The following is a 23,575-nucleotide window of genomic DNA, read 5'->3' as shown; positions in this document are numbered from 1 at the left end:
GGTTGGTAAAGAATGACAAAAAAGGTAACGCTGTACTTGGCTGCAATGGCAGCGGTTGTTGCTTTGATTTTGATTGGGTATGTCAAAGGAACGGAGCAAAACTACTTGATCCGTTTCGAGCCCGGTAAGACATACACTTACGGGTTAGAGTACACCAGTGATGCATCTGGTCATGCTTCGGGGTATGCCGAAGCTGCCAACCTTATTGCCTCTTCGATAAACGTGGATTATGCCTTCAAAGGTAAGATGCATATCCATGTTATCGAGGAAAATGCATTGGGCTATCAATTGGAGTTTTCATTTGATGCAGACACTTTTAAAGCCAGTATCAACGAAGAAGTGAATTGGGTATGGCCGAAGGACATCGTTGCAACAGGCGTCCTGAGTAAAGATGGTCATTTATCCGGCTTAGAGTTTCAGGAACGCTACTTTGCTGAGTTCTCTCCTGTATTAAAAGAGTGGATAGGGCAGTTTCAGGTTTCACTTACCAACGACGGTAAAGCGAACTGGCAGACTGTAGAAGGCGACTTTACCTCAGATTACGATGTGAGTTACCGCTTGCAGGAAGGTTCCTCTCCAACGTTAGATACGACGATCTTAAAAGAATACATTGCGCTTAACCCGCAAGTCCGTATGAATCAATCCACGAATGTGGTTATCAGTCGGTTCTTTAAACGAATCGAGCAGATTCAAACTAACAGAGAGCGAAGTACCTTCTCCGCTAACCGTTTGATGGCTAAAGAGAGCATGTCTCTCAGCCTGAACTACCTCTTTCAGTCAAAAATAGCAGACACCAGAACGGCTTTGGTTGGGCAAGTCGTTAAGGATACGTTGGCTGGTCACTATCAGAAAACGCTGTTGAAGACTCAAATGTATGAGAATACCTTGTCTAACGCTGATCCTGATACTTTCAAAGGTCGTCTGCGCGCAACGCCGTCTTATGGGAATAAAGAGCGCTCTCAGTTGTTCTTCGAGCTTCGTGCCTGGGTTGCGTTGGACTCGTCAAAGCTGGCTCAGATAGAAGAGTGGATGAGGATGTACAACGCCAGCCATCCGTCTTTTCAAATGCTGAGTGCACTTTTGGTCAATATTGGCTCACCTGAAGCTCAGCAAATTTTGCTGGATGTACTCAATACTTCGTCGGTATCGAAGCAACAGGCAATCATGCTAAAGCTTGCGTTCCTAAAAGAGCCGACTCAGGCAAGTGTTGATGCGGTTCAGACAATGTCTCGAACGCTCTTTAAACATGAAGATCAAGTCCAGGCAAAATTGGTTTTGGGTAGCATGGCGAATAACTTACTGGACAGAGATGAAGACAGGGCGAATAAGCTCTATGAACAGTTTGAACTTGAATTGAGTCAGGCTTCAGACGCGAGTGATATTGCTGATTCACTGAGTGTGCTTGGTAACATTGGTTCACCGAACCAAACAGACAAGGTGACGCCCTTCTTAAGCCATGAGAATAAATCCGTGCGCCATGCGGCCGTCAATTCACTCCGATTCGTTAATACACCAGAAGCTCAGTCTGTATTGCTTGGTTCATTGGAAGCTGAAGATGAACGCGTTCGAGAAATCGCATCAGCAGGTCTGAGTTTCACCACGCCGAGATCTGAGTTTGTTCAGGTATACAAAGAGCGCCTATTTGCTGAAACCAACCAGCAAGTGATTAAGCAACTGGTTGATTTGCTAGGGAACATGGCAGTGCAGTACCCAGAAGCGATTGATGTACTTGAGGAGTATATCCCAACTATAGGGATCACAAGCCTCAAAAACTACGCAGAAAATGTACTGGAACAAGCCAGAATTTAACATCAACTTGCATTTCCCTTTAAAACAGAAGCCTTTGGCTTCTGTTTTTCTTTATGGCTCAAAGTGTGATCTTGTCATATCAATAGAGTTGTTTACTAAACCTGTTATTTCCTCGATAAATCGCTCAATAAAAATGTAGCCAGTTGGTGTTCGGTTTTCATTTGGTAGAAGTGACTCGGAGATATTCATTATGCTTATAGAATTCACTGCGAATAATCCATTGACTAAATTATCATTCTGCTAATTTCCTTATTTTTATGGAGCGAGAGGAATAGGAATGAAAACAAAACGTTACCTTTCAGTATTGATTGGTGGTTTGTTGTCTGCAAATGCATTTGCTGCAATGAACATCCAACCGGACCCTACAAATCCAAACGGTTACATCATTGCTCGTGCAGATATTCAAGCCGTAGAAAAGTCTCAAACTTCCGATCCTATGTATGCCATCTGGTCGAAAGCACTCGAAACTCGTCCAAACACGATAGTTGAAGCGATTCAGCCAGGGCTGACGACCAACCCAGAAAACGTTAAACGTGTTGAGCGTGTCTTCCCACAAACCGAGTGGGATTTCTTAACTCACATGGCGGCACCAGAATACTCTTACACACGTTTCCTGCGCGCGATTGGTAAATTCCCAGCGTTCTGTGGCGAATACACTGACGGCCGTGATTCAGATGCTATCTGTAAGAAATCGATTGTGACGGCTTTTGCGCACTTTGCGCAGGAAACAGGTGGTCACGTTGAAGTAAGTAATGTTTCAGATAACCCTCTTGGTCTGGAAAAGTGGCAGCAAGCCCTATTCCACGTAAGAGAGATGGGCTGGGCTGAAGGTCAGGAAGGCTACACAACAGGGTGTGGTTCTGATGACTGGCAGAACAGACGCTGGCCGTGCGAACCTGGACAAGGTTACTTTGGTCGTGGTGCGAAGCAGCTGTCTTACCACTTTAACTACGGTGCATTCTCGGAAGTGATGTTCGATGGTGATGCGACTGTGCTTCTTAAGAATCCTGCTTTGGTGGCAGATTCCTGGTTGAACATGGCTTCTGCTATCTGGTTCTTCCTGACTCCTCAGGCACCAAAACCGGCCATGCTTCATGTTATTGACCGTACATGGAAACCATCACAGCGTGAAATCGAAGCTGGTATTGGTTATGGCTTTGGTACTACCATCAATGTGATCAACGGTGGTATTGAGTGTGGTGAGCACAATAAGACAAAAGGTCAGCCAGTTAACCGCATCAGCTACTGGGAAGGATTAGCGGCTCACTACCAGATCCCAATTGAAGCAGATGAGAAGAACACTTGCTATCAGCAAACGCCATTTGGTAGCTTGAACCTGAAAGGTTCAACAGACGTGCTTTACACCAACTGGGATGGCAACTGGAAGCACTACCCAGAACGTCCGGGAGGCGCATCGTTTGAATGTGAACTGGTACCTTTCCAAACGGCATATTCTGCTCTTGTTCCGGGTGACTACGAGAAGTGTGTGACTAACTTCTACGGCTCTCACTCAATTTGGCCAGAAGTTCGCATTGTTGATAAAGCGATTCCAGTAGAGCCAGGTGCAGGCGCTGAGCCTCCGGTAGACGGCGTTGCGGGTTGGGATGTGAACAAGGTTTACAACAAAGGCGACAAAGCGGCACGTAAAGGTGTGGTTTACCAAGCGAAAAACTGGACTCAGGGTGATGACCCAGCGCTAGGCGGTGCATGGGAAGTGTTTAACGGCACAACAACACCAACACCTCCACCAACAAATCCAAATGGATTCATTGAGTGGCAAGAAGGTGTTAGCCAGGTTGCCAATGGTGACAAAGTGACTCATGCAGGTAAGTGCTATATCGCGAAAAATAACCCAGGTGTCTGGGATACTCCGGGCAGCAATCCGAACTCTGGTTGGAACTGGGACCAAATTTCTTGTAAGTAACTCGCTTATACGAGATTGAGATCATTACAAAGCCAGCAGATGCCCTCTGCTGGTTTTTTATTTCTATTTGGTCACGCTTAAACAAGAAAGCCTTGGTGGAGTACCAAGGCTTTGTATGTTTACTGTGGCTGTATTTATTCTGGTTGCTCAGCGCTGTTCACAAGCTCGACTTGTAAAGTGACACCTTTAGCTTCCAACTGAGACGCTAAGTTAAGCAGTTCAGTGGATGTAGATGCTTTCAATACAGAAATAGAACCTGCCTGAGATACCACCTCTAAGCCGTACTCCTTCGCCAGAGCTTTCGCTTGATCCTGGCTTGCTCTTACCAAAATGACACCACTGGCTTTGTGAGTCTCGATGCCCGTTTCATCAGTAAGTGCGTCACCTGCATACACTTCAACAGGGTTGTCAAAGCCTAGGAAACGAAGCAGTGAGAAAGATTCCTCTTTCTCTTTGAAAAAGGTTTGACCGTTGATAAGCACTTTTTCACCCGGCGCAGCAGAAATACCAATCTCATTTTTAATGTCTGAGTTTGCCATTGCCGATGCAGAAACCAATACAGAGGCAAGTACAATCGCTTTAAATTTCATAGGTATCTCCTTGATTAACCTTGGTGACCAATAATACGGATTGACCAATGGTTGATCGTGCCCGGTACGCTGTTGTTGAAGTGAGGGATGTTGAAGCTCTGAGTTTCGTCATTGCGGTTGCGCAGGATCCAGTGGCTGTGCTCACCGCTGGTATCTGTCACTCGCAATGTCCACTCACCTGCAGCATCTTCACCATAGAACTTATGGCTCAGTAACAGATGATCGCGGTAACCGCGGCTTTCGTCACCAATCGCTTGTCCAATACCTTGCAGTAGAGAACGTCCAACCAGGCTGTTACGAGGAGACATCAGAACACTGCTGGTACCGGAAGGAGAGACTAATTCGATCAGCAGATCGCTGGTACGCTCGTGGTCAATATCAACTTTAACCTGAACTGACTCCACTTTAAGCGCATCATTGATGGCTACTGTATCCGTAACGGCTTGATCACCCGCGTCTGGCACAGTGATGTTTGCTGTAGTGGTCTTCCATTCAGTGAGCTGTAATGGTGGCAGAGGCTGCGCAGTGCGTGCGGCAAACATCGCTTTATCTACATCAATAAGACCGAAGCCGTAGTATGGGCTGTAGTCATAACCTGCAGCGTTGGCAGACCATCCTTCTAACCCTGTGACAGTTCGTGATACACCGGATGAAGTGGTGTAAGAAATGTCAGTATTCACGTGCTCTGCGTCGATTTTGGTTGCTGTTGTCGCCAATAGGTGGCGAATGTCACGCTGAGATAAATCCGGGCGTACGCTCATAAGCAAAGCAGCGGCACCAGATGTGTTCGGCGCGGAAGAAGACGTACCGTTCATAACGCCGTTGTAGTTACAGTTTGGATCGTCCGCTGTTCCGCCATGCAAGCCGTTACGATCTGCTCGCTCGATGGTGTTGTAACCACGATCACAACCCATTAGGTCAGTGGTAACGTGAGCTGGTTTGTCACGTCCAAACTCACCCGCAGGAGCAGTCAGGAAGACGTTACTACCAACGGAAGAGTATGAAGACAGCTTACCATCGGCATTCATCGCACTTATCGTCATATTCCAGTAGTTGGCGTTGTTGAAAGAAAGGTTACTGTTCTGCCATGGCAGCCCTTCATTAGGCACTTCTGCAGTATCGTAGTCTTTTGGAAGAATGCGGAAAGTAGCGCCACTGGTGAATCGAACACTGGTGCGTCCGAAGCCATTACCGGCAGACTTAACAAACAGTGCCCCTTTGCCCTGATGTGCTGTGGTACTGACTTCTTGGTGAACCGCATCCTGAACTGCCAGGTTCAGATTATTGGTTAAGTCGTAAGGGATACTAAATAGAGGCTGAGAACCATAGCTTTGGTTGAACACGCGCACATCAGCCGTTCTTGGGTCTTTACCGTGGGTAATGAGCCAGCTTTCGATAGACTGCTCGTCTAGGTAGTTATAACCCTTCAGTCCGGCTTGTGGAGCAACACCACGAACACCTTCATTGTTGCCACCCGCCGCTGCAATAATACCCGCTACTGACGTACCGTGGCTGGCTGATGCTTTTGTTGGCGTAGGATCGTTGGTATTTGTAACCAAGTTCCAGGAACCCGGTTTAATGTTTGGTGCCAGATCTGGATGAGCAATCTCAAGCCCGTCATCAACCACGGCAACAATCACGCCCTGACCGCCGTATCCAAACAAATGCGTTTGCCACAAGTTCAAATCATGCCCTGCAACACCACCCTGTGCTGCGAAAGCCGCCTGACCAGTATTTAGTAAGTTCCACTGATGTTGTAATAGAGGGTCACCTGGTGTTAGCCAACGGTCGGCGTGGAATCTATCAGTTGCGCCTGCTGTGCCGGCATAAGCAATTGCTGCCCCAATTGCTAATGAGATAATCCGTTTTTTATGCATCGTACATCCTATGTTTATTGTTAGTAATATTAATCGAATCGCATAGCAATGAGATTCATATTTATTAATATCTCGAACTTGGATGTTTATGGAAGGTGCTGATAGGAGACATTGATCGTAGAACAAAGTGAAAAAGCGCTTTCTTTTCACCGACTTTGATTTCAATCTGTTGACAACCGAAGGGTTTAAAGTGTTGGAATGATGTTCGGAAAAATAACCGGATAAATCGGCGAAATTTAAAATCTTGCACCGCGATCAAAACGTATCTGACCAAGCATCCCATTCGGGTAAAATTTAACCTAGAAAGGTCAGCAGACCCAAACTAACCTGAATTTTCACTTGCCTTTCCGTGACTCTGCTGCACAATACCGCCCTTAAGTAACATGTCTATAAACTGCCTTTATGTTGTTAATCATCGATAACTACGACTCTTTCACCTACAACTTGTATCAGTACTTCTGCGAGCTGGGTGCGGATGTCAAAGTTGTGCGTAATGATGAAATAACCATAGAAGGTATAGAAGCACTAGCACCTAGCCACTTAGTTATTTCCCCCGGACCGTGTACTCCGAATGAAGCAGGGATCTCGCTGCAGGCTATAAAACACTTTGCTGGCAAATTGCCTATATTAGGTGTGTGTCTGGGTCATCAGGCAATTGCTCAGGTATTTGGTGGAGATGTGATTCGTGCGAAGAAAGTGATGCACGGAAAAACCTCACCAATCTGGCACGAGCAGCAAGGACTGTTTGAAGCGCTGAATATGCCGTTGACGGTCACGCGTTATCACTCTCTGACGGTCAAAGCAGAAACACTTCCAGACTGCTTTGAAGTGACGGCCTGGACAAAAGACGCTGACGGTGAATTCGACGAAATCATGGGCTTTCAGCACAACACTTTGCCTATTGAAGGGGTGCAATTTCACCCTGAATCCATCAAAACAGAGCAAGGGCACGAGTTGCTCGCCAACTTTCTGCGTCGTTAAAGCCTGCTTCGGGTCACTTTTCTTAACATTTTTTCCGTTTTTTTTCTTAATAGCGTTCTATGCAAAACTATTCGCAATACGATTCGCTTGTCTTCGTAACCCTTCTATCTATATATGGTTAACCCCAGCTTATTTTACATATAAGTATAAATTGCTTCATAAAAGCATTTGGCTGGTGCATAAATACTCATGGCTCTTGGCAGCTAGCGTGTTGTTTGTTCTATAAAAAGAACAAATCACTATTGAAATAGTTAATTTAATGTAAATACAATGTTTGAGCAGTAGAAAATACCACGTGGTATCGGATTCTGGCTATTGCTCAAATACATTGGGATCGGAATGGAGTATGTGATGACAATGGAAAACAAAGTAGAACGCAGCCTGTTTAATGACGTAATGGTGCCTTGTTACAACCCGATGGAGATCATTCCTGTTCGTGGTGAAGGTGCACGAGTATGGGATCAAGCTGGTAAAGAATACATCGACTTTGCTGGTGGTATCGCTGTGAGCTGCTTGGGACATTGTCATCCCGCGATGGTATCTGCTCTTACAGATCAGGCGAACAAAATCTGGCACCTGAGTAACGTGATGACCAATGAGCCAGCGCTACGTTTGGCGAAGAAGCTGACCGAAGTAAGCTTTGCTGAGAAAGTCTTCTTTGCAAACTCAGGTGCAGAAGCAAACGAAGCGGCATTGAAACTGGCACGTCGCTGGGCAGCAGATAAGCACGGCGAAGAGAAATCTGAAATCATCGCATTTCAACAAGGCTTCCACGGCCGCACATTCTTTACCGTAACTGTGGGTGGGCAAGCTGCTTACTCAGACGGTTTCGGTCCTAAGCCGGGTGATGTTACTCACCTTCCATATAACGACATCGACGCGCTCGAAGCTCACATCTCAGATCGCACCTGCGCCATCATGATGGAACCTCTTCAGGGGGAAGGCGGCATTGTTTCCCCAACTCCAGAATTCGTAAAAGCGGTACGTGAATTGTGTGACAAACACAATGCGCTGCTGATTTTTGATGAAGTTCAGACAGGTAATGGTCGTACAGGCGACTTCTACGCATACCAAGGTCTTGGTATCACACCAGATATTCTAAGCACGGCAAAATCATTGGGTGGTGGTTTCCCTGTCGGTGCCATGCTGACCACAACAGAACTGGCTCAGCACCTGAAAATTGGTACTCATGGTTCAACCTACGGTGGTAACCCACTGGCGTGTGCGGTAGCAGAAGCTGTGGTTGATGTTGTAGGCCAGCCAGACGTTCTGGAAGGCGTGAAAGAACGTGAAGCGCTGTTCCGTGAAGGATTGTCTAGAATTAACAATAAGTACCCGATTTTCTCTGAAATTCGCGGTAAAGGTCTGCTGCTAGGCGCAGCTCTGAATGAAGAGTGGCAAGGTCGTGCTCGCGACATCCTGGTTGCAGCAGGTAATGAAGGGCTGATGGTTCTGGTTGCTGGTGCCAACGTCGTTCGATTTACCCCGTCTCTTGTGATTTCAAAAGAAGAAGTCGAAGAAGGGCTGGCAAGACTAGAAAAAGCCATCGCAAGCATAGGGGCTGCTGACCTTTCGAGCTGATTTTTGCAGCGAGTTGTGGGTTCTTTATACAAGGCAGCGCTTATTCGGTGTAGCGATCCTACATCAATAAGCGATAACACAGTAGAAAGGAGCCACAAACGCTGCCCAAAGGGTTCGGCTATAAGCGTTTTACTCTTTGTTGCAATGGCTTTGCTTAGAATGACTAAGCTAAATCCCTTGCGCCGCGATTAAAACGCTTATATCTCGAACAAAATTCTACCTCGAAAGGTTAGCAGACCCTAGATTAAGGCAGTAGCTCGGCACATCGAACTGGTCGGGTGTGAACGTACCCGTCCTTTTTCTTGGCGCGAGATTCTGCAATAGCATCTGGAGGGAGTTGTGATGCTGGTAGTTCGTCCTATTACGAAACTAGATTATGAGGCACTGAATACCTGTGCCGTAGAATCAGGACATGGATTTACTTCTCTTCCTGTCAACGAAGAATTATTAACCAATCGCATTGACCACTCGGTCTACAGTTTCGGCAAATCTGAAGTCACCGAACCCGGAGATGAAGGCTACTTAATGGTCGGTTTCGACAGCGAAACGGGTGAAGTAGCTGGCACTACGGGCATTGAAGCATCCATTGGCTGGGATGTGCCTTTTTACACTTACCACATCAGTAAAGTGGTGCATTCGTCACCCAAGTTAGGCGTGAATAACGTCGTTAAACTGCTGACCTTTGGTAACAATTACACCGGGTGTAGTGAGATCTGTACCCTGTTCTTGCGCCCGCAATTTCGTCAGGGGTTAAACGGTCGCCTGATGTCCAAATGTCGTTTCTTGATGATGGCAGAGCACCCGCATCGCTTCTCAGAAACCGTATTTGCAGAGATGCGAGGGGTGTCAGACGATGAAGGCAACTCACCATTCTGGCAATGGCTGCAGGAGCATTTCTTCTCGATTGATTTCACCATGGCAGATTACCTGACGGGTATTGGTAAGAAAGGCTTTATTGCCGATCTCATGCCTAAATTGCCTATTTACATCAACTTACTGTCATCAGAAGCACAGGCAGTGATCGGCAAAGTGCACGACAACACCCGTCCTGCCCTTCGTTTGCTCGAACAGGAAGGCTTCTCGTGCCGAGGTTATGTCGACATTTTTGACGCTGGTCCGTCGGTGGAGTGTGACCTTCGAAATATCGAATCGGTACGCCACTCGTTCCGGGCACAAGTCAGCGTACAGGAACATTCAAGCGCACAGCATTATTTGATGTGTAATTCATCGTTCGAAAACTTCAGAGCGACCGCAGCGACTGCTGCGTACGACAAAGCAACCGACACCGTTATGCTGAGCCAGGAAGTGGCGAATGCATTGGAAGTTAAAGACGGTGATTACGTGCGTTTGCTCGCACAGTAACGTGAACAGGATAGAAGGATTAGCAGTATGAGCACGCACTGGATAAACGGATCTTGGGTAGAAGGCGCAGGCGAAGCGCTGGCTTCAACCAGTCCATACAATGGCGAGACGATTTGGGAAGGCAAAGGCGCGACGGAAGAGCAGGTGGAATCGGCAGTTGATGCCGCACGCACCGCGTTTTTGCAATGGAAGAAACTACCATTCGTTGAGCGTGAAGCCGTTGTCTTAAAGTTTGCCGAGCTGGTGAAAGAGAACAGCGAAGAAATCGCGACCATCATTGCCAAAGAAACGGGTAAACCCATCTGGGAAACTCGTACTGAAGCGGGCGCAATGGCAGGCAAAATTGCCATCTCAGTTCGCGCTTACCACGATCGCACAGGCGAAGCGCAGCGCGAAGCTGCAGGCAACCAAATTGTACTTCGCCACCGCCCACTCGGCGTGATGGCAGTATTTGGCCCTTACAACTTCCCGGGTCACTTGCCTAATGGTCACATTGTTCCAGCTTTATTGGCAGGCAACACCGTGGTATTCAAACCTTCAGAGCAAACGCCCTGGACTGGTGAATTCGCGATGAAGCTATGGCAACAGGCAGGCTTGCCTGATGGTGTGATTAACCTAGTACAAGGTGCGAAAGAAACAGGGATTGCGCTGGCGAATGCCAGAAAAATCGATGGTGTTCTTTTCACTGGTAGCGCCAATACAGGTCATGTTCTGCATCGCCAGTTTGCTGGTCAGCCAGATAAGATGCTGGCGCTTGAAATGGGCGGCAATAACCCAATGGTCATCGCAGATCATTACGGTGATGTGGATGCGACCGTGTATACCATCATTCAATCTGCGTTTATCAGTGCGGGTCAACGTTGTACCTGCGCTCGTCGTCTGTACGTGCCTGTCGGCGAAAAGGGCGATGCTCTGATCGACAAGCTGGTAGCTTCTACTGCCAACATCCGGGTCGATGAACCATTCGCAGATCCCGCTCCTTTCATGGGACCTCAAATTTCTATTCAGGCTGCGAGCGGTATTCTTGAAGCGCAAACCAACCTACAAGGTTTGGGCGGTGTGAGCCTGATTGAGGCAGCATCAAAAGGAGAAGCGTTTGTCACTCCGGGCATCATTGATGTCACAGAGATTGAAAACCTGCCAGACGAAGAATACTTCGGTCCCCTGCTTCAGGTGATTCGTTATGAAGGGCTGGAGTCCGCAGTGGACATGGCAAATGACACCCGATTTGGTCTGTCTGCTGGTTTGGTTTCTACCCTGGATAGCGACTGGGACTACTTTGTCGAGCACATCAGAGCAGGCATTGTAAACCGCAACCGTCAGCTAACGGGCGCAAGTGGTGATGCCCCATTTGGCGGACCGGGAGCCTCTGGCAACTTACGCCCGAGCGCTTACTACGCCGCAGATTACTGTGCGTACCCAATGGCATCTATGGAAGGGCAAGAGACAGTATTGCCAGCCACGCTCAGCCCGGGTGTCGAGCTAAAATAGTAAACAAAATAATATCGGGGCTATCCACATAGGTAATTAGCCCCTAACAATTCGAGCCAAAATAATAATAACTGGAAGTCAACCAGAACTCTGTCACAGGCTGAGGTCACCTCGGGTTGAGGTGACTGCCAATAACCCCTACCTGTCTTGGTAGATTTAACAAGGAGGCGTTATGTCGCCAGACAATTTGTTTGCTTCACTTTGGAATGACTACATCACTCGTCTTTGCCCCTCTGCACACAAAGTGCATGAGTTACTGCAAGAAGACGAGCCACTCATTAACGATCACATTGCACTGCGCACCTTTGGTGTCGAGCCATTAGGGATTGAAACGCTAGCCAAACCTTTGCTAGAGATCGGTTACAAACCTGCCGGTGACTATGTTTTTGAATCGAAGAAGCTGGTGGCCAAACACTTTGAGCATCCGGATCCTAAACAGCCAAAAGTGTTCATCAGTGAACTGGAAGTTCACAAGTGTTCTCAAACCGTTCAGGATATTGTCAATAGCCTGGTTAAACAGGTCGACAGTTCCAAGCTAACAGGCAGCGAATTTCTGTACGGTGGTCGGCTGTGGGACATTAGCCACATCGACTATAAAGAGCTGGCTAAAGAAAGCGAATACGCATCCTGGCTGGCGGCACACGGTTACGGTGCTAACCACTTTACCGTTAGCGTCAACCAACTGAATGCTTTTGAAGAAGTGAAAGGGGTGAACGATCACCTTCGCAACTCGGGCTTCACCATCAATGAATTTGGTGGAGAAGTGAAAGGCTCACCAGATGTACTGCTAGAGCAGTCCTCGACCATGGCGGACAAAGTCCCCGTGACCTTCATTGAAGGCACAGAAGTCGTTCCTGGTGGTTTTTATGAATTCGCCAAGCGTTATCCAATGGCAAATGGCGAGCTTTATCCTGGATTTGTTGCGGCATCAGCAGACAAGATTTTCGAAAGCACAGACAGTTAACATAGCGTTGTTACTTATTGTTTTTACATGGCATCGTCAGTCTCTGTCGATGCCTTACTTTTGTCTTCGAAAATATCTATTTTAGACCTTCAAATACTCCTTGCTCTTAGCGGTGTTTTTCTATACTATTTGCCGTCCTTAATTCTCGGTCAATTTTCTTTAGTTCCTTGCTTCCTCTGGACGACCGAGCCATTTGTGGAAGCTGAATAATCCGTAAGGAGCAACCAATGCGTCATTACGAAATCGTATTCATGGTGCACCCTGATCAAAGCGAGCAAGTTGCTGGCATGATCGAGCGTTACACTGGTTCAATCACTGAAGCTGGCGGTACTATCCACCGTCTAGAAGACTGGGGTCGTCGTCAAATGGCTTACCCAATCAACAAGCTTCACAAAGCTCACTACGTTCTAATGAACGTTGAAGCTGGTCAAGAAGTGATCGACGAGCTAGAAACTGCTTTCCGTTTTAACGATGCAGTTCTACGTAACATGATCATGCGCACTAAAGCTGCTGTAACTGAGCAATCTATCATGCTTAAGCAGAAAGAAGAGCGTGCAGAGCGTGCTCCTCGTCGTGAAGAGCGTGCAGAGCGTTCTGAGCGCACAGAAGCTAAACCAGAAGCAGCTGCTGAGTAATTCATTCAATGACCAATCGAATGGAGCTGAGTGGCACTGTCGCGAAAGCACCAATTCGAAGCCAAAGCCCTGCGGGCGTTCCTCATTGCCGATTTTGGCTGGAACATCGCTCCACAGTGTTAGAAGCTGACCTTCCGAGACAAGTGTATTGTCGTATGCCGGTCGTCATCAGCGGGCAAAAGTCAAAAGAATTAACTCAAGAACTCGTTATAGGCAGTCACATTAAGGTAAGCGGTTTTGTTGCTTATCAAACCAGCCGAAATGGCAACGGGAAATTAGTGTTACATGCCGACAACATCATACATATTTAAGATCAGGAGATAGCCCATGGCTCGTTTCTTCCGTCGTCGTAAATTCTGCCGTTTCACTGCAGAAGGCGTACAAGAGATTGATTACAAAGACGTAGCAACTCTTAAAAACTACATCACTGAAGCTGGTAAAATCGTACCTAGCCGTATCACTGGTACAAGCGCTAAATACCAGCGTCAACTAGCTCGCGCTATCAAGCGTGCTCGCTACCTAGCACTACTACCGTACACTGATAAGCATCAGTAATCGGTCGTTTTATTAAGAAAGAGGATTAAACAATGCAAGTTATTCTACTTGATAAAATCGGTAACCTAGGTGGTCTTGGCGATACTGTTAACGTTAAATCTGGTTACGCTCGTAACTTCCTTATCCCTCAGAATAAGGCAGTAATGGCTACTAAAGCTAACGTTGAAATGTTCGAAGCTCGTCGTGCTGAACTAGAAGCAAAAGTTGCTGAGCAACTGTCTGCTGCTGAAGCTCGTGCTGAGAAAGTAAACGCTCTTGAGGCTGTTGTTATCGCATCTAAAGCTGGTGACGAAGGTAAACTGTTCGGTTCTATCGGTACTCGCGACATCGCTGACGCTATCACAGCGGCAGGTGTTGAAGTTGCTAAGAGCGAAGTTCGCCTACCTGAAGGTGCTCTACGTAACACTGGTGAGTTCGAAATTAGCATCCAACTTCACTCTGAAGTATTTGCTAAAGTTGACCTACAAGTTGTTGCTGCTGAGTAATTCAGTACCAAGCGATTTGAGAAAGCTGGCTTTATGCCAGCTTTTTTTATGCCTGTAAGAAAGGAGGGGGAGCTAAAACTTTACCAACAAGTTGGCTGAGATAACCGTATCCGTGTTACTCAAATTATTCGGGACGCGATCCAGATACTGGCGAGAGTGAGTCAGTTTCAGCGCGATGTTCTCCGTAATAGTGTTGGTAATACTCACTTCATTGTCGAATCGCGTATTGGATTGACCGCTGACGATTGAAATTTCCGCACTTAAAGAGAGTGAAGGAAGCATCTTCCAATCCCCCTTGAACAGACCACGAAAAATGAACTCATCCACGTTATGAGGAAAGATCAAATCATCGTCATCCAGCTCATCAAGATTTGGCTTTTGGTGACGATAGCCGGGACCTAATTCCATCGAAAGCTTCAAATCGTCGGTATAAGAAAACTGATAACCCAACCCGCTCGACCAAGTGTAATCTTTGAAATAAGCACTGTATTTGGAATCGATGCCTTTGAAGTTAGCATAAAGGTAAGTGCGAGGACCGAGCTTGTAATCGCTTTGCAATTGGTAGGTGGACTGACGTTTGTCTTCCTTACCATTCTTATTGAGCTTATAAAACTTCCATTCACCGGAATGCCGGTGACGCCCTTCTGTATAAACTCCTTCAAGACGACTATTTAAAGATTCTGAATCAGAGTTACCGCTGTGTGCCTGATAGCCAAATTCCACCTCGGTTTTCAGAGGGGAGGGGCTCGACGTATCCGTGTCTGAGTTTTCCTCTGCATACAGACTGGCACTGACCACTACCAGGCTCAACGCGAGCAAATTTTTCGACACCCAATACCCCTTACAGATTCTTTTGATAAGGAATTGTATTCATAGCCTTTTGGTTATGGGTCAGGTCACTGTTAATTTCTGATTTTCTTATCGGTGCTGCGCATCTTGAAGTAGCCTGCAGATAGAACTTAGCTATAATGAACGGTCAAGATAAGCTGTTGAGAACACCCATGTCAGAAAACCGAGATAATCGTAACAAGAAGCCAGTGGATAGCCAGGTAGACGCTATCAAAGTACCGCCGCACTCTCTTGAGGCAGAGCAGTCTGTGATCGGTGGTCTGCTATTGGACAATGAACGCTGGGACTCGGTAGCGGAAAGGGTAGTGGCAAAAGACTTCTATAGTCGCCCACACCGCATGATTTTCGATGGTGTTCGAACCTTGCTTGAAGAAAGCAAACCGCTTGATCTGATTACCTTATCTGAATTCCTTGAACAGCGAGAGCAACTCGATGACGTCGGAGGTTTTGCATACCTCGCTGATCTGGCTAAAAACACACCAAGTGCTGCAAACATCAATGCGTATGCCGATATCGTGGCAGAGCGGGCGTTGGTACGTAACCTGATTGGTGTGGCTAACGAGATCGCGGATGCGGGGTATGACCCACAAGGTCGCAGTTCGGAAGACCTTCTGGATTTGGCAGAAAGTAAGGTTTTCGCCATTGCAGAAGACAGAACCAACGAGAACGAAGGTCCTCAAAACGTCGATAACATCCTAGAGAAAACTCTGGAGCGTATCGAGATTCTGTATAAAACGCCGCAAAACGGTGTGACAGGTGTGGATACCGGCTTCTCAGACCTCAACAAGAAAACGGCAGGTCTTCAGGGTTCCGACCTTATTATCGTGGCGGCACGTCCTTCGATGGGTAAAACCACATTTGCCATGAACTTGTGTGAAAACGCCGCCATGGTGTCGGACAAACCTGTACTGATTTTCTCTCTTGAGATGCCCTCGGAACAGATCATGATGCGTATGCTGGCCTCCCTGTCTCGCGTTGACCAAACCAAAATCCGTACCGGTCAGCTGGACGATGAGGACTGGGCACGTATTTCTTCTACCATGGGAATTCTTATGGAGAAGAAGAACATGTACATCGATGACAGCTCGGGTCTGACGCCAACTGAAGTGCGTTCTCGTGCTCGTCGTATCGCTCGTGAGCACGGTGGTCTGTCACTCATTATGGTCGACTACCTTCAGCTTATGCGCGTACCAGCACTTTCGGATAACCGTACGCTGGAAATCGCCGAAATATCTCGTTCCTTGAAAGCATTAGCAAAAGAGCTGAACGTGCCTGTGGTGGCGCTGTCGCAGCTTAACCGTTCCCTAGAGCAACGTGCCGACAAACGCCCGGTAAACTCCGACCTTCGAGAATCGGGCTCCATCGAGCAGGATGCCGACTTGATCATGTTTATTTATCGAGATGAAGTTTACAACCCAGACAGCTCACTCAAGGGCATCGCAGAAATCATCATAGGTAAGCAGCGTAATGGTCCTATCGGCTCGGTTCGACTCACCTTCCAGGGGCAGTTCTCCCGTTTCGATAACTACGCAGGTCCTGCGTTTGATGAAGAGTAATCGCCGAACATGAGTTATATGAAAGCCGCGTCGGCGTGTATCGACCTTTCTGCACTGAAACACAACCTCAGAATGGTGAAAGAACACGCACCGCAAAGCAAAGTCATGTCTGTGGTGAAAGCCAATGCTTACGGGCATGGTCTGCTCGAAATTGCTCAGGCAGCAGATGGCGCAGATGCATTTGGCGTGGCACGTATTGAAGAAGCATTACAACTGCGAGCAGGTGGAATCGTCAAACCTATTCTGTTGCTCGAAGGCTTTTACTCGCCAAGAGATTTACCGATTCTGGTTACCAACAATATTCAAACCGTGGTGCATTGTGGGGAGCAGCTTGAAGCTCTGGAACAGGCAACACTGGAAAACCCAGTTAAAGTCTGGCTTAAGGTCGATAGCGGGATGCACCGTTTGGGTGTGCGCCCAGAAGTGTATTCTGAGTTCGTTGAGCGCTTGAAAGCGTGTGAAAACGTCGCCAAACCATTGCGTTATATCAGCCATTTTGGGTGTGCAGACGAGCTGGATAACCCGGTTACTCAAGCTCAAATTGACAACTTTCTTGCACTGACAGAAGGTTGCAAAGGTGAACGTTCACTGGCGGCATCTTCTGGTTTATTAGCCTGGAAAGAGAGCCACCTGGATTGGGTACGTCCAGGTATCATTATGTATGGCGTTTCTCCTTTTTCTGACAAGAGCGCCAAAGAACTCGGCTTTAAACCCGTCATGACCTTAAAATCGCACCTGATTGCAGTGCGAGACCTGAAAAAAGGTGAACCAGTCGGCTACGGAGCTATCTGGCACAGTGAGCGTGACACCAAGATCGGAGTGATTGCCATTGGCTATGGCGATGGTTACCCAAGAACGGCTCCTGCTGGAACACCTGTTCTAGTGAATGGCAGACGAGTCCCCGTTGCTGGTCGGGTTTCGATGGACATGTTAACGGTCGATTTGGGACCGGACTGTGAAGACAAAGTCGGAGACGAAGTAATCCTTTGGGGGCAAGACTTACCTTCTGAAGAAGTCGCACATCATATTGGCACCATAGCGTATGAGTTGGTGACTAAGCTTACCTCTCGAGTTGAGATGGAGTACCTCAAATAATTGATGGGGAAAACCATCCAAGTTAACTGCTCCTAAGATCTCCTATATTGTCCCCATCAAAAGCAGGTAATGGTATAAAAATAGATTTTTATACCAGCATTAGTTATTCAGAATTGGCCGAGGCTATTGAACTTTGGGCGCAAGGCTCCGATAAGTGCCATGGTGTCGGCGGGGACGACTAGACTTGATAATTTGACAGAAATAAACCTCGCCGTCTCTTATGGCGAGGCGATATGCCATTTCTTCGTTCCTGCAGGGCTTAGTTTGATTGCTAAGCTTTCATTCCGGCACTTCTAATGAGCTCTGTATGGGCTTGAGCACTTTTAGCCGCCATGTAACCGAACCGTTTACCTATAAGCTTGTTGTATTTTTCAGCAGATGCATAGGCTGATTGTCTATCTCCAAATTTCATTGCCCCCTCAGTGCCGTCATTTCTATACATTGTTAAAACAACATACAGAAAATCTCACTTATGAAACTGTGCTCAGGGTAAATAAGTGCGTACATTATCAGTAAATAAGATTCAAACATGATTGAAATGTTTACCATACCAATATAGGGGAATAATAAGTATGGCGGAGACCATAAGAAAGGATTCTTTGTTTCGCTTTAGCCACTTAATCGATTTGCTCTATCAGGCTCCTACCCATCAGCAAGGTTTTCAGCCTTTTTTAGAACTGCTCACCATCGAATTTAAGTTATGTGATGCCGTGCTCCACATACAAAACACTATTAGCAATGTCACCGAAGGTGCATGGATTGCAGGACCTAAAGCCGATGCTTTGATCCAATTTGTTGAGAGTAAATTGGAGAAGGGCGATGTTTTGTACAAATACATTGATCATGCACCACCTAGTAAATTTTATACATTACTCAGTGATATTGGGCGACCTGAAAGTTCAACATTAACACCAATTCAACTGGCGGTTGAGCAGTGGTTTGATGGCAATGAGTTTCTGGATGCGTCATCTGCTATTGTGGGCAGGTTAGAAAATCAGGTAGCGATGATCACCGTCCATCGCGATACGTCGAATCCCGCTTTCTCAAGCGATGACGTTCTCGTATTCAATGAACTCATTCCTCATATCCAGAGAGCGTTTACTCTCTATCAGCAGTTTAAAAATATCCGAAATGAAACGTCGAATCTGCACCACCTTATTGCTCAATTACCTCACGGTGCCCTACTGTATGACAGCAAAGGAGAGCTAATTTGTGTCAACCAGAAAGCAATAGAGCTTGGGGAGTTGTACAGTGATTTGGAGGTAAACGCGAACCGGTTTTCAATCAATGATGTTTCTGTAAAACGCGAATACATTTCGAATCTGTTCAATGTGCTAAAGCAGGGAGACGACATCAAACAAGCGTGCCGCGTCACCCATCTAACCAATAAGCAATCACCTATTACGATTCTTCTGGTTCCGATTGGCATTAATCATTCGCTTGCTAATGACGAATACCAGTTGCTCAAAGGCTATGAGATTGGCGCGATTGTCTACCTTTATGATCGTCAGCATCCAATTCATGTGAATCCTGAGTTTTTAAAAGCGATTTTTGGGCTTACGGATACAGAGACCACGATCTGCGAATTGATCGTCAGCGGTTATAATCGCAACGAAATTGCCACCATCCTTGAGCGATCCGCGTATACGGTTAAGGACCATATCAAATCGGTGTTTTTGAAAACGGGCAGCCACTCTCAGTCTGATCTTATTGCGACTTTGCTGACCAGCCCTATTTATCGTACAGCTTGACGCAAAAAAAGTGCTTAACAGAGTCAAAAGCCTTTAAATAAAAGAAAAGGCAGGTATTCACCTGCCTTGAATTAGCCATAAGTAAAATGACGTTGTTAGCTATTGATTCTCAGCCGCAAGAGCTTGTGCGAAGTTAATGTCGGTTAACTCAAATCTATTGTCTATTTTGTAAGATTTTGTGCCGTCGAATATGGATACATCAACCAAGATTTCGCTCACTTCAACCCCACGGTCTAATTCAAATTCCTCAATGGCATCTTCGAGAGTTTGTTTTTTCACTAGAGCGATGGGCTCTCGTTGTCTACCTAAACCAAACAGATAGTTGTGATCTTCTCCATCGTCGCTTTGGTAAACGACATTAAACTGAAATTCGTATACTAGCGAACCGTCACCTCCTTCAGCCGAATCGATAGACAATTGATACCAGTCAGAATTGAGCTCCTTCGCATTAAAACTGCTTGCGACTAATTCAGGAAACCCTGCTGATAGCCCGCCATAATAGTCATATCTGTAGAATGTTTTTCCGTTGGTGTCGGTGACAGAATAACGGTAAGTACCGACTGCCATTTCAGCGGTAGATGTATCGCCTTGGAAAAACGCATCCAAATAAATCACAGATCCATCGTTGTCTAGTTGGTACCACAAATCGTAATCATTCTGCTCAGCTTCAGCGCTTTTCCCTAGTTCTTCAAATATTGAATCCTGCACATTGGCACTGAGCACTTCTACGTAACTCGATGTATTAGGATTAAAGTACTCAATTTTGAACGCATTGACTTTTTTGACTAAGGTGGACGCATTTTCCTCAGCGGCAGGTTCAGCATTGAACTGGAATACATAACGCTGTTTGGATTTGTTTGAAGAAACGTCATAAGCATTGCGGAAATACGTACGTGCAGATCCTATGAAGGGTATGTCTTCCGGTGCTGTCAACGCGGTTTTAAACAGTTCTCTTGTATAGTGGCTATCGCGGTGATTAGAGCCGTCGGACGCTTTTACCAACAGTTTGGCGGCTGCTTGTACCTCAGCGAGGTCATCATTCCAAACCACACTTCGCCCTTGTTCTACTCGTCCAGTGTAAATAACGTTGTCTTCTGCATCCAATAACAAGGCTTGGTAGAACAGCTCATCATCTTCTACGGGAAAGGAGAGAAATGTCTCGTCGAAAGGCGTGTAAGCACGTGTGATGCCCGCACTGAGTAGGCTGTTGTTGTAACTGGCTAACGCAGGTTGTACGTAACTATCTGTAAATAACTCAAGGGAGTCTCCTTCTCCTTTGGTCAAAGAAAAAGTGTATGTATCGCTGACTAAAGTGTCTCCGGCTAACGTCTTCACAAACGCGACCTGACCATCGAAGTCGAGATCAACATCGCTTCTGTCTGTGGGCTCAAAGGTATATGTATCCCCATTGGTGTTGGTGACAACGATGGCGTTGCTGTCGTTGTAGCCTTGGTCTGTCACGTTCAACTTAATGGTTAAGAAATCCGTTTTGTTGCCGTCAGTATCGATAAACTGGTAGACGCCACCACTTAACGCGTTAGGAAGCGATCTTTCATTTTCGATTTGAGCAAACTTCTCAGAAGGAACAATGTCTTTGACATCATCATTCCATTCGGAAGACTTGGATTGGGCAATAGCATCAGCATTAAAACCACTTAGCTCACCAAGTTCAGCCAGCTCAGAAACGGATTTACTAACGGAATCAACCGCAACAACCAGTTTCGTTTTATCAATTTCTCCTTCGTTGTCGCCATTGTTGAAGCTTTTAAGGTGTTGCCCTAGCTTGCGTGCCACTAGCTGAGCGACGTTATGTACCTTTTTATAACCATCGCGGTTGTCATTGTTTGATTGTGCGGCGATAAAGTCACTGTACAAGTCGACCTCATCGGAGACTCCTAACTGCGAACGAAGAATGGAAGCGCTAGTTGCCAATGAATCGGTGGAGTAATCCTGCGCTGAAAGGGCAAGCAGTGTCGTAATAGGGCTAATAAATTGGGCATAACCGGGTGGTGAAACCAAAGTGTAAGCGTTGGCGACAAAGTCGTTGGTGTCTTTATCGGTCACATCCGGAGTCACGATTGCAATAACAGGATGTTTGCTCGCCTGTTCACTAGATATTTTGAGGTTATATTGCCCTTCGCTATTTGATATAGCGGATGGTTCAAGCGCGTCACAAATCATATTCAGGTTGGTATCCAAGCAGACGGTTGCCCCTGCTAGGTAACCATCAGCAACGCGTCCGCTCAGGTTGCTCGAGACAGCCTTACCACCATTATCGCTGTTGCTACTGTTACTATTGTCACCGCCAAAGCACCCGGCTAGCACAAACATACTTGTTGCCAGAGTAGCTGCCACTCTCTTACTCATAGGTTCTTCCTTAAACGTATTTGTCTATTTGTATTGAAGTTGAGCCTGACAACTAGTGGCATTTTTCTGGTTATGCGACATAGCTGAAACATACTCACAACAAAGACTATCGCTGCGCGACGGTATTACATCCCCCCCAATTGAGGGGGTATAATTGGGCCGAGACAAATGGCTTGAAGGAGACTCTGAGCTCTCAAATAACGCTGAGCGTTTGGTGGCTGTATCTTCAGGAGTGCTGTTCTATGACGAAATCCTCTTGGACTGGTGCGTTTAATAGTCACTCTATGGTGTGTCATCTGTCTCCGACAAAATTACTCGAGAACTTGGTTTAAGACTGGTCGTGACTTTTCAGTCGAACCGAGTCGCGATACGTGATTTGAAAAAGTGGCGTATCATGTTGGTACCATTACGCACGAATTTGTGATCAAATTAATTTCAGGAGTTACCTTGGAGTGCAGCAATTAAATAATGTCTAGACACATATTGAAGACCTTACTCATTTCCTCACTTAGTTTGTCAAGCTGTGTATCCGCTTATGAATGGCTGCCTCCCTGGATGCCAGACACAGCAGCAGTACCTTTTGCGTTTTCATCCAGCACACTGGGCAACACCATTGGTGTCGCGGGCCTGTTAAAAGGTATAGGTCAGCCTCAAACGGGCTTAATTGGCGCGGGTTTGATTTCCGATAAGGGCAGTAACATGACTTTTATCGGGCTTAATAACTATCAGGTAGGGAAGGCATGGTTGCTTGGTTTTGACGCATACAATGCCAGCTATTCTGACTTTCCATACCATTTGGGTGCCGCCGGAAGTAATGACTCGCAGTTTTCTCAAAAGACAGTGACCGACGCAGACGAAGCACAATACCATTTCACTATGCGCTATATCATTCCGTGGGGGGCAGCAGCGTTCAAAGGAGCGAGAGCCGCCTACGAACCTAAAAGGCGCATTCAGGGGGCGTCGCCAGCGACCAGCGGAATATCGACGGTTCGTATTGAACCTTTCCTTTCCAAGCGCAGCCTGAGTGTTGCAAATGATACTTCGCCGGATTCCACATGGGGCATTAATCTTGGGTTTGAATGGGATAACCGCAATGACGTTCGTAACCCAAGTCAGGGCGCGAAGTTGAAAATCAATGTAGCTCACGCACCGGACTCAGGAAATGATAATCCATGGACCAAAGTTGAAGTCGAACAAAGCCATTTCTTTAGCCTAGGCAAAGTGGACGATGTGTTTTCTCGCCAGGTTCTGGCGTTTGATATGTACGTTGCAGATACGCCAACCTGGGGGTTATGTGGATCTGGGACTTGCGAGCGCCCACCGGAGTATGCTGGTGTTTCATTAGGCGGTTTGTATCACCTAAGAGGTTATTCTACCAATCGATACCATGGTCGTAGCGCCGTACACTACAGCCTGGAATATCGGGTTATGCCGGAATGGCAGCCACTTCAAAACTGGCCGATTTTCAATTGGTACGAAGTGCCTTGGTGGCAGTGGGTTGCGTTTGTGGATGCGGGTAGGGTCGCCAATGAGTTTGACTTTCGCGAGCTTCACAACAACATGAAATACAATCTGGGTGGCGGCGTTCGATTCCAGGTTGAGGGCATTGTGGTCAGAACAGAAATGGCATTCGGTGATGAAGAAAACATGTTCCGTGTGATGATCAATCAGCCGTTCTAAATCAATCAATTCGAATCAAAAAA

The 23,575-nt window shown here is 46.7% G+C and carries 20 protein-coding genes; 15 read left to right on the top strand and 5 right to left on the bottom strand.

Going from position 1 to position 23,575, the window contains the following annotated elements:
• Window positions 1–12 precede the first annotated feature (12 nt).
• Both QMG91_RS16745 and QMG91_RS16740 read left to right on the top strand, forming a co-directional pair.
• Entirely contained in the window at window positions 13–1,809 is a 1,797-nt protein-coding gene (locus QMG91_RS16745) for a HEAT repeat domain-containing protein (RefSeq protein ID WP_281827741.1), read from the top strand.
• A 277-nt stretch (window positions 1,810–2,086) separates the two neighbouring features.
• The gene (locus QMG91_RS16740) at window positions 2,087–3,733 is read left to right on the top strand and encodes a glycoside hydrolase family 19 protein (RefSeq protein WP_022606457.1); all 1,647 of its coding nucleotides are present in this window, start codon (window positions 2,087–2,089) and stop codon (window positions 3,731–3,733) included.
• 134 nt (window positions 3,734–3,867) lie between these two features.
• Here the strand turns inward: QMG91_RS16740 and QMG91_RS16735 are convergent, their stop codons facing one another.
• Both QMG91_RS16735 and QMG91_RS16730 read right to left on the bottom strand, forming a co-directional pair.
• The gene (locus tag QMG91_RS16735; RefSeq protein ID WP_004405296.1) at window positions 3,868–4,323 is read right to left on the bottom strand and encodes a hypothetical protein; all 456 of its coding nucleotides are present in this window, start codon (window positions 4,321–4,323) and stop codon (window positions 3,868–3,870) included.
• Window positions 4,324–4,337: 14 nt separating this feature from the next.
• Window positions 4,338–6,200 (bottom strand): S8 family serine peptidase, encoded by a 1,863-nt coding sequence (locus QMG91_RS16730; RefSeq protein ID WP_045962968.1) that lies wholly within the window; start codon window positions 6,198–6,200, stop codon window positions 4,338–4,340.
• A 402-nt stretch (window positions 6,201–6,602) separates the two neighbouring features.
• On the opposite strand from QMG91_RS16730, the gene QMG91_RS16725 reads away from it, so the two are divergent.
• The 9 genes from QMG91_RS16725 (at window position 6,603) to rplI (ending at window position 14,254) form a co-directional block, all read left to right on the top strand.
• Window positions 6,603–7,181 (top strand): aminodeoxychorismate/anthranilate synthase component II, encoded by a 579-nt coding sequence (locus tag QMG91_RS16725; protein WP_281827737.1) that lies wholly within the window; start codon window positions 6,603–6,605, stop codon window positions 7,179–7,181.
• 351 nt (window positions 7,182–7,532) lie between these two features.
• On the top strand, window positions 7,533–8,762 hold the full coding sequence (locus tag QMG91_RS16720; RefSeq protein WP_281827735.1) for an aspartate aminotransferase family protein: 1,230 nt from the start codon (window positions 7,533–7,535) through the stop codon (window positions 8,760–8,762).
• A 342-nt stretch (window positions 8,763–9,104) separates the two neighbouring features.
• Window positions 9,105–10,124: an arginine N-succinyltransferase gene (gene astA / locus QMG91_RS16715; RefSeq protein ID WP_281827733.1), complete on the top strand. Its 1,020-nt coding sequence runs from the start codon at window positions 9,105–9,107 to the stop codon at window positions 10,122–10,124.
• Window positions 10,125–10,151: 27 nt separating this feature from the next.
• On the top strand, window positions 10,152–11,615 hold the full coding sequence (gene astD, locus QMG91_RS16710) for a succinylglutamate-semialdehyde dehydrogenase (protein ID WP_281827731.1): 1,464 nt from the start codon (window positions 10,152–10,154) through the stop codon (window positions 11,613–11,615).
• A 172-nt stretch (window positions 11,616–11,787) separates the two neighbouring features.
• Window positions 11,788–12,579 carry a DUF1338 domain-containing protein gene (locus QMG91_RS16705; RefSeq protein WP_223095735.1) on the top strand — a complete coding sequence of 264 codons (792 nt, stop codon included), beginning with the start codon at window positions 11,788–11,790 and terminating at the stop codon, window positions 12,577–12,579.
• Between the two features lie 227 nt (window positions 12,580–12,806).
• Window positions 12,807–13,214 (top strand): 30S ribosomal protein S6, encoded by a 408-nt coding sequence (gene rpsF, locus QMG91_RS16700; RefSeq protein WP_004405288.1) that lies wholly within the window; start codon window positions 12,807–12,809, stop codon window positions 13,212–13,214.
• A gap of 8 nt (window positions 13,215–13,222) precedes the next feature.
• Window positions 13,223–13,525, top strand: a complete 303-nt coding sequence (gene priB, locus QMG91_RS16695) for a primosomal replication protein N (protein WP_004405287.1) — start codon at window positions 13,223–13,225, stop codon at window positions 13,523–13,525.
• A gap of 16 nt (window positions 13,526–13,541) precedes the next feature.
• The gene (gene rpsR / locus QMG91_RS16690; protein ID WP_000090471.1) at window positions 13,542–13,769 is read left to right on the top strand and encodes a 30S ribosomal protein S18; all 228 of its coding nucleotides are present in this window, start codon (window positions 13,542–13,544) and stop codon (window positions 13,767–13,769) included.
• A 32-nt stretch (window positions 13,770–13,801) separates the two neighbouring features.
• Window positions 13,802–14,254: a 50S ribosomal protein L9 gene (gene rplI, locus QMG91_RS16685; protein ID WP_004405255.1), complete on the top strand. Its 453-nt coding sequence runs from the start codon at window positions 13,802–13,804 to the stop codon at window positions 14,252–14,254.
• A gap of 72 nt (window positions 14,255–14,326) precedes the next feature.
• On the opposite strand, the gene QMG91_RS16680 is transcribed toward rplI, so the two are convergent.
• Window positions 14,327–15,085 (bottom strand): DUF481 domain-containing protein, encoded by a 759-nt coding sequence (locus QMG91_RS16680; RefSeq protein ID WP_281827715.1) that lies wholly within the window; start codon window positions 15,083–15,085, stop codon window positions 14,327–14,329.
• A 170-nt stretch (window positions 15,086–15,255) separates the two neighbouring features.
• Between QMG91_RS16680 and QMG91_RS16675 the strand changes: the two genes are divergently transcribed.
• Both QMG91_RS16675 and alr read left to right on the top strand, forming a co-directional pair.
• Window positions 15,256–16,659 (top strand): replicative DNA helicase, encoded by a 1,404-nt coding sequence (locus QMG91_RS16675; protein WP_038124632.1) that lies wholly within the window; start codon window positions 15,256–15,258, stop codon window positions 16,657–16,659.
• Window positions 16,660–16,677: 18 nt separating this feature from the next.
• Window positions 16,678–17,754, top strand: coding sequence for an alanine racemase (gene alr, locus QMG91_RS16670; RefSeq protein ID WP_281830478.1), 1,077 nt, complete (start codon window positions 16,678–16,680; stop codon window positions 17,752–17,754).
• Between the two features lie 271 nt (window positions 17,755–18,025).
• On the opposite strand, the gene QMG91_RS16665 is transcribed toward alr, so the two are convergent.
• A complete protein-coding gene (locus tag QMG91_RS16665) occupies window positions 18,026–18,166 on the bottom strand; it encodes a hypothetical protein (RefSeq protein WP_281827714.1) in 141 nt (46 codons plus the stop codon).
• Window positions 18,167–18,326: 160 nt separating this feature from the next.
• Between QMG91_RS16665 and QMG91_RS16660 the strand changes: the two genes are divergently transcribed.
• On the top strand, window positions 18,327–19,505 hold the full coding sequence (locus tag QMG91_RS16660; protein WP_281827713.1) for a helix-turn-helix transcriptional regulator: 1,179 nt from the start codon (window positions 18,327–18,329) through the stop codon (window positions 19,503–19,505).
• 99 nt (window positions 19,506–19,604) lie between these two features.
• Here QMG91_RS16660 and QMG91_RS16655 read toward each other — a convergent pair whose 3' ends face one another.
• Window positions 19,605–21,872, bottom strand: coding sequence for a hypothetical protein (locus QMG91_RS16655; protein ID WP_281827712.1), 2,268 nt, complete (start codon window positions 21,870–21,872; stop codon window positions 19,605–19,607).
• 468 nt (window positions 21,873–22,340) lie between these two features.
• Between QMG91_RS16655 and QMG91_RS16650 the strand changes: the two genes are divergently transcribed.
• Entirely contained in the window at window positions 22,341–23,552 is a 1,212-nt protein-coding gene (locus QMG91_RS16650) for a BamA/TamA family outer membrane protein (RefSeq protein ID WP_281827711.1), read from the top strand.
• The last annotated feature ends 23 nt before the right edge of the window (window positions 23,553–23,575 follow it).

It is taken from the genome of Vibrio nigripulchritudo (assembly GCF_027924785.1).
Classification (GTDB): Bacteria; Pseudomonadota; Gammaproteobacteria; order Enterobacterales; family Vibrionaceae; genus Vibrio; species Vibrio nigripulchritudo.
This window is presented reverse-complemented; position numbering and strand designations above follow the sequence as displayed.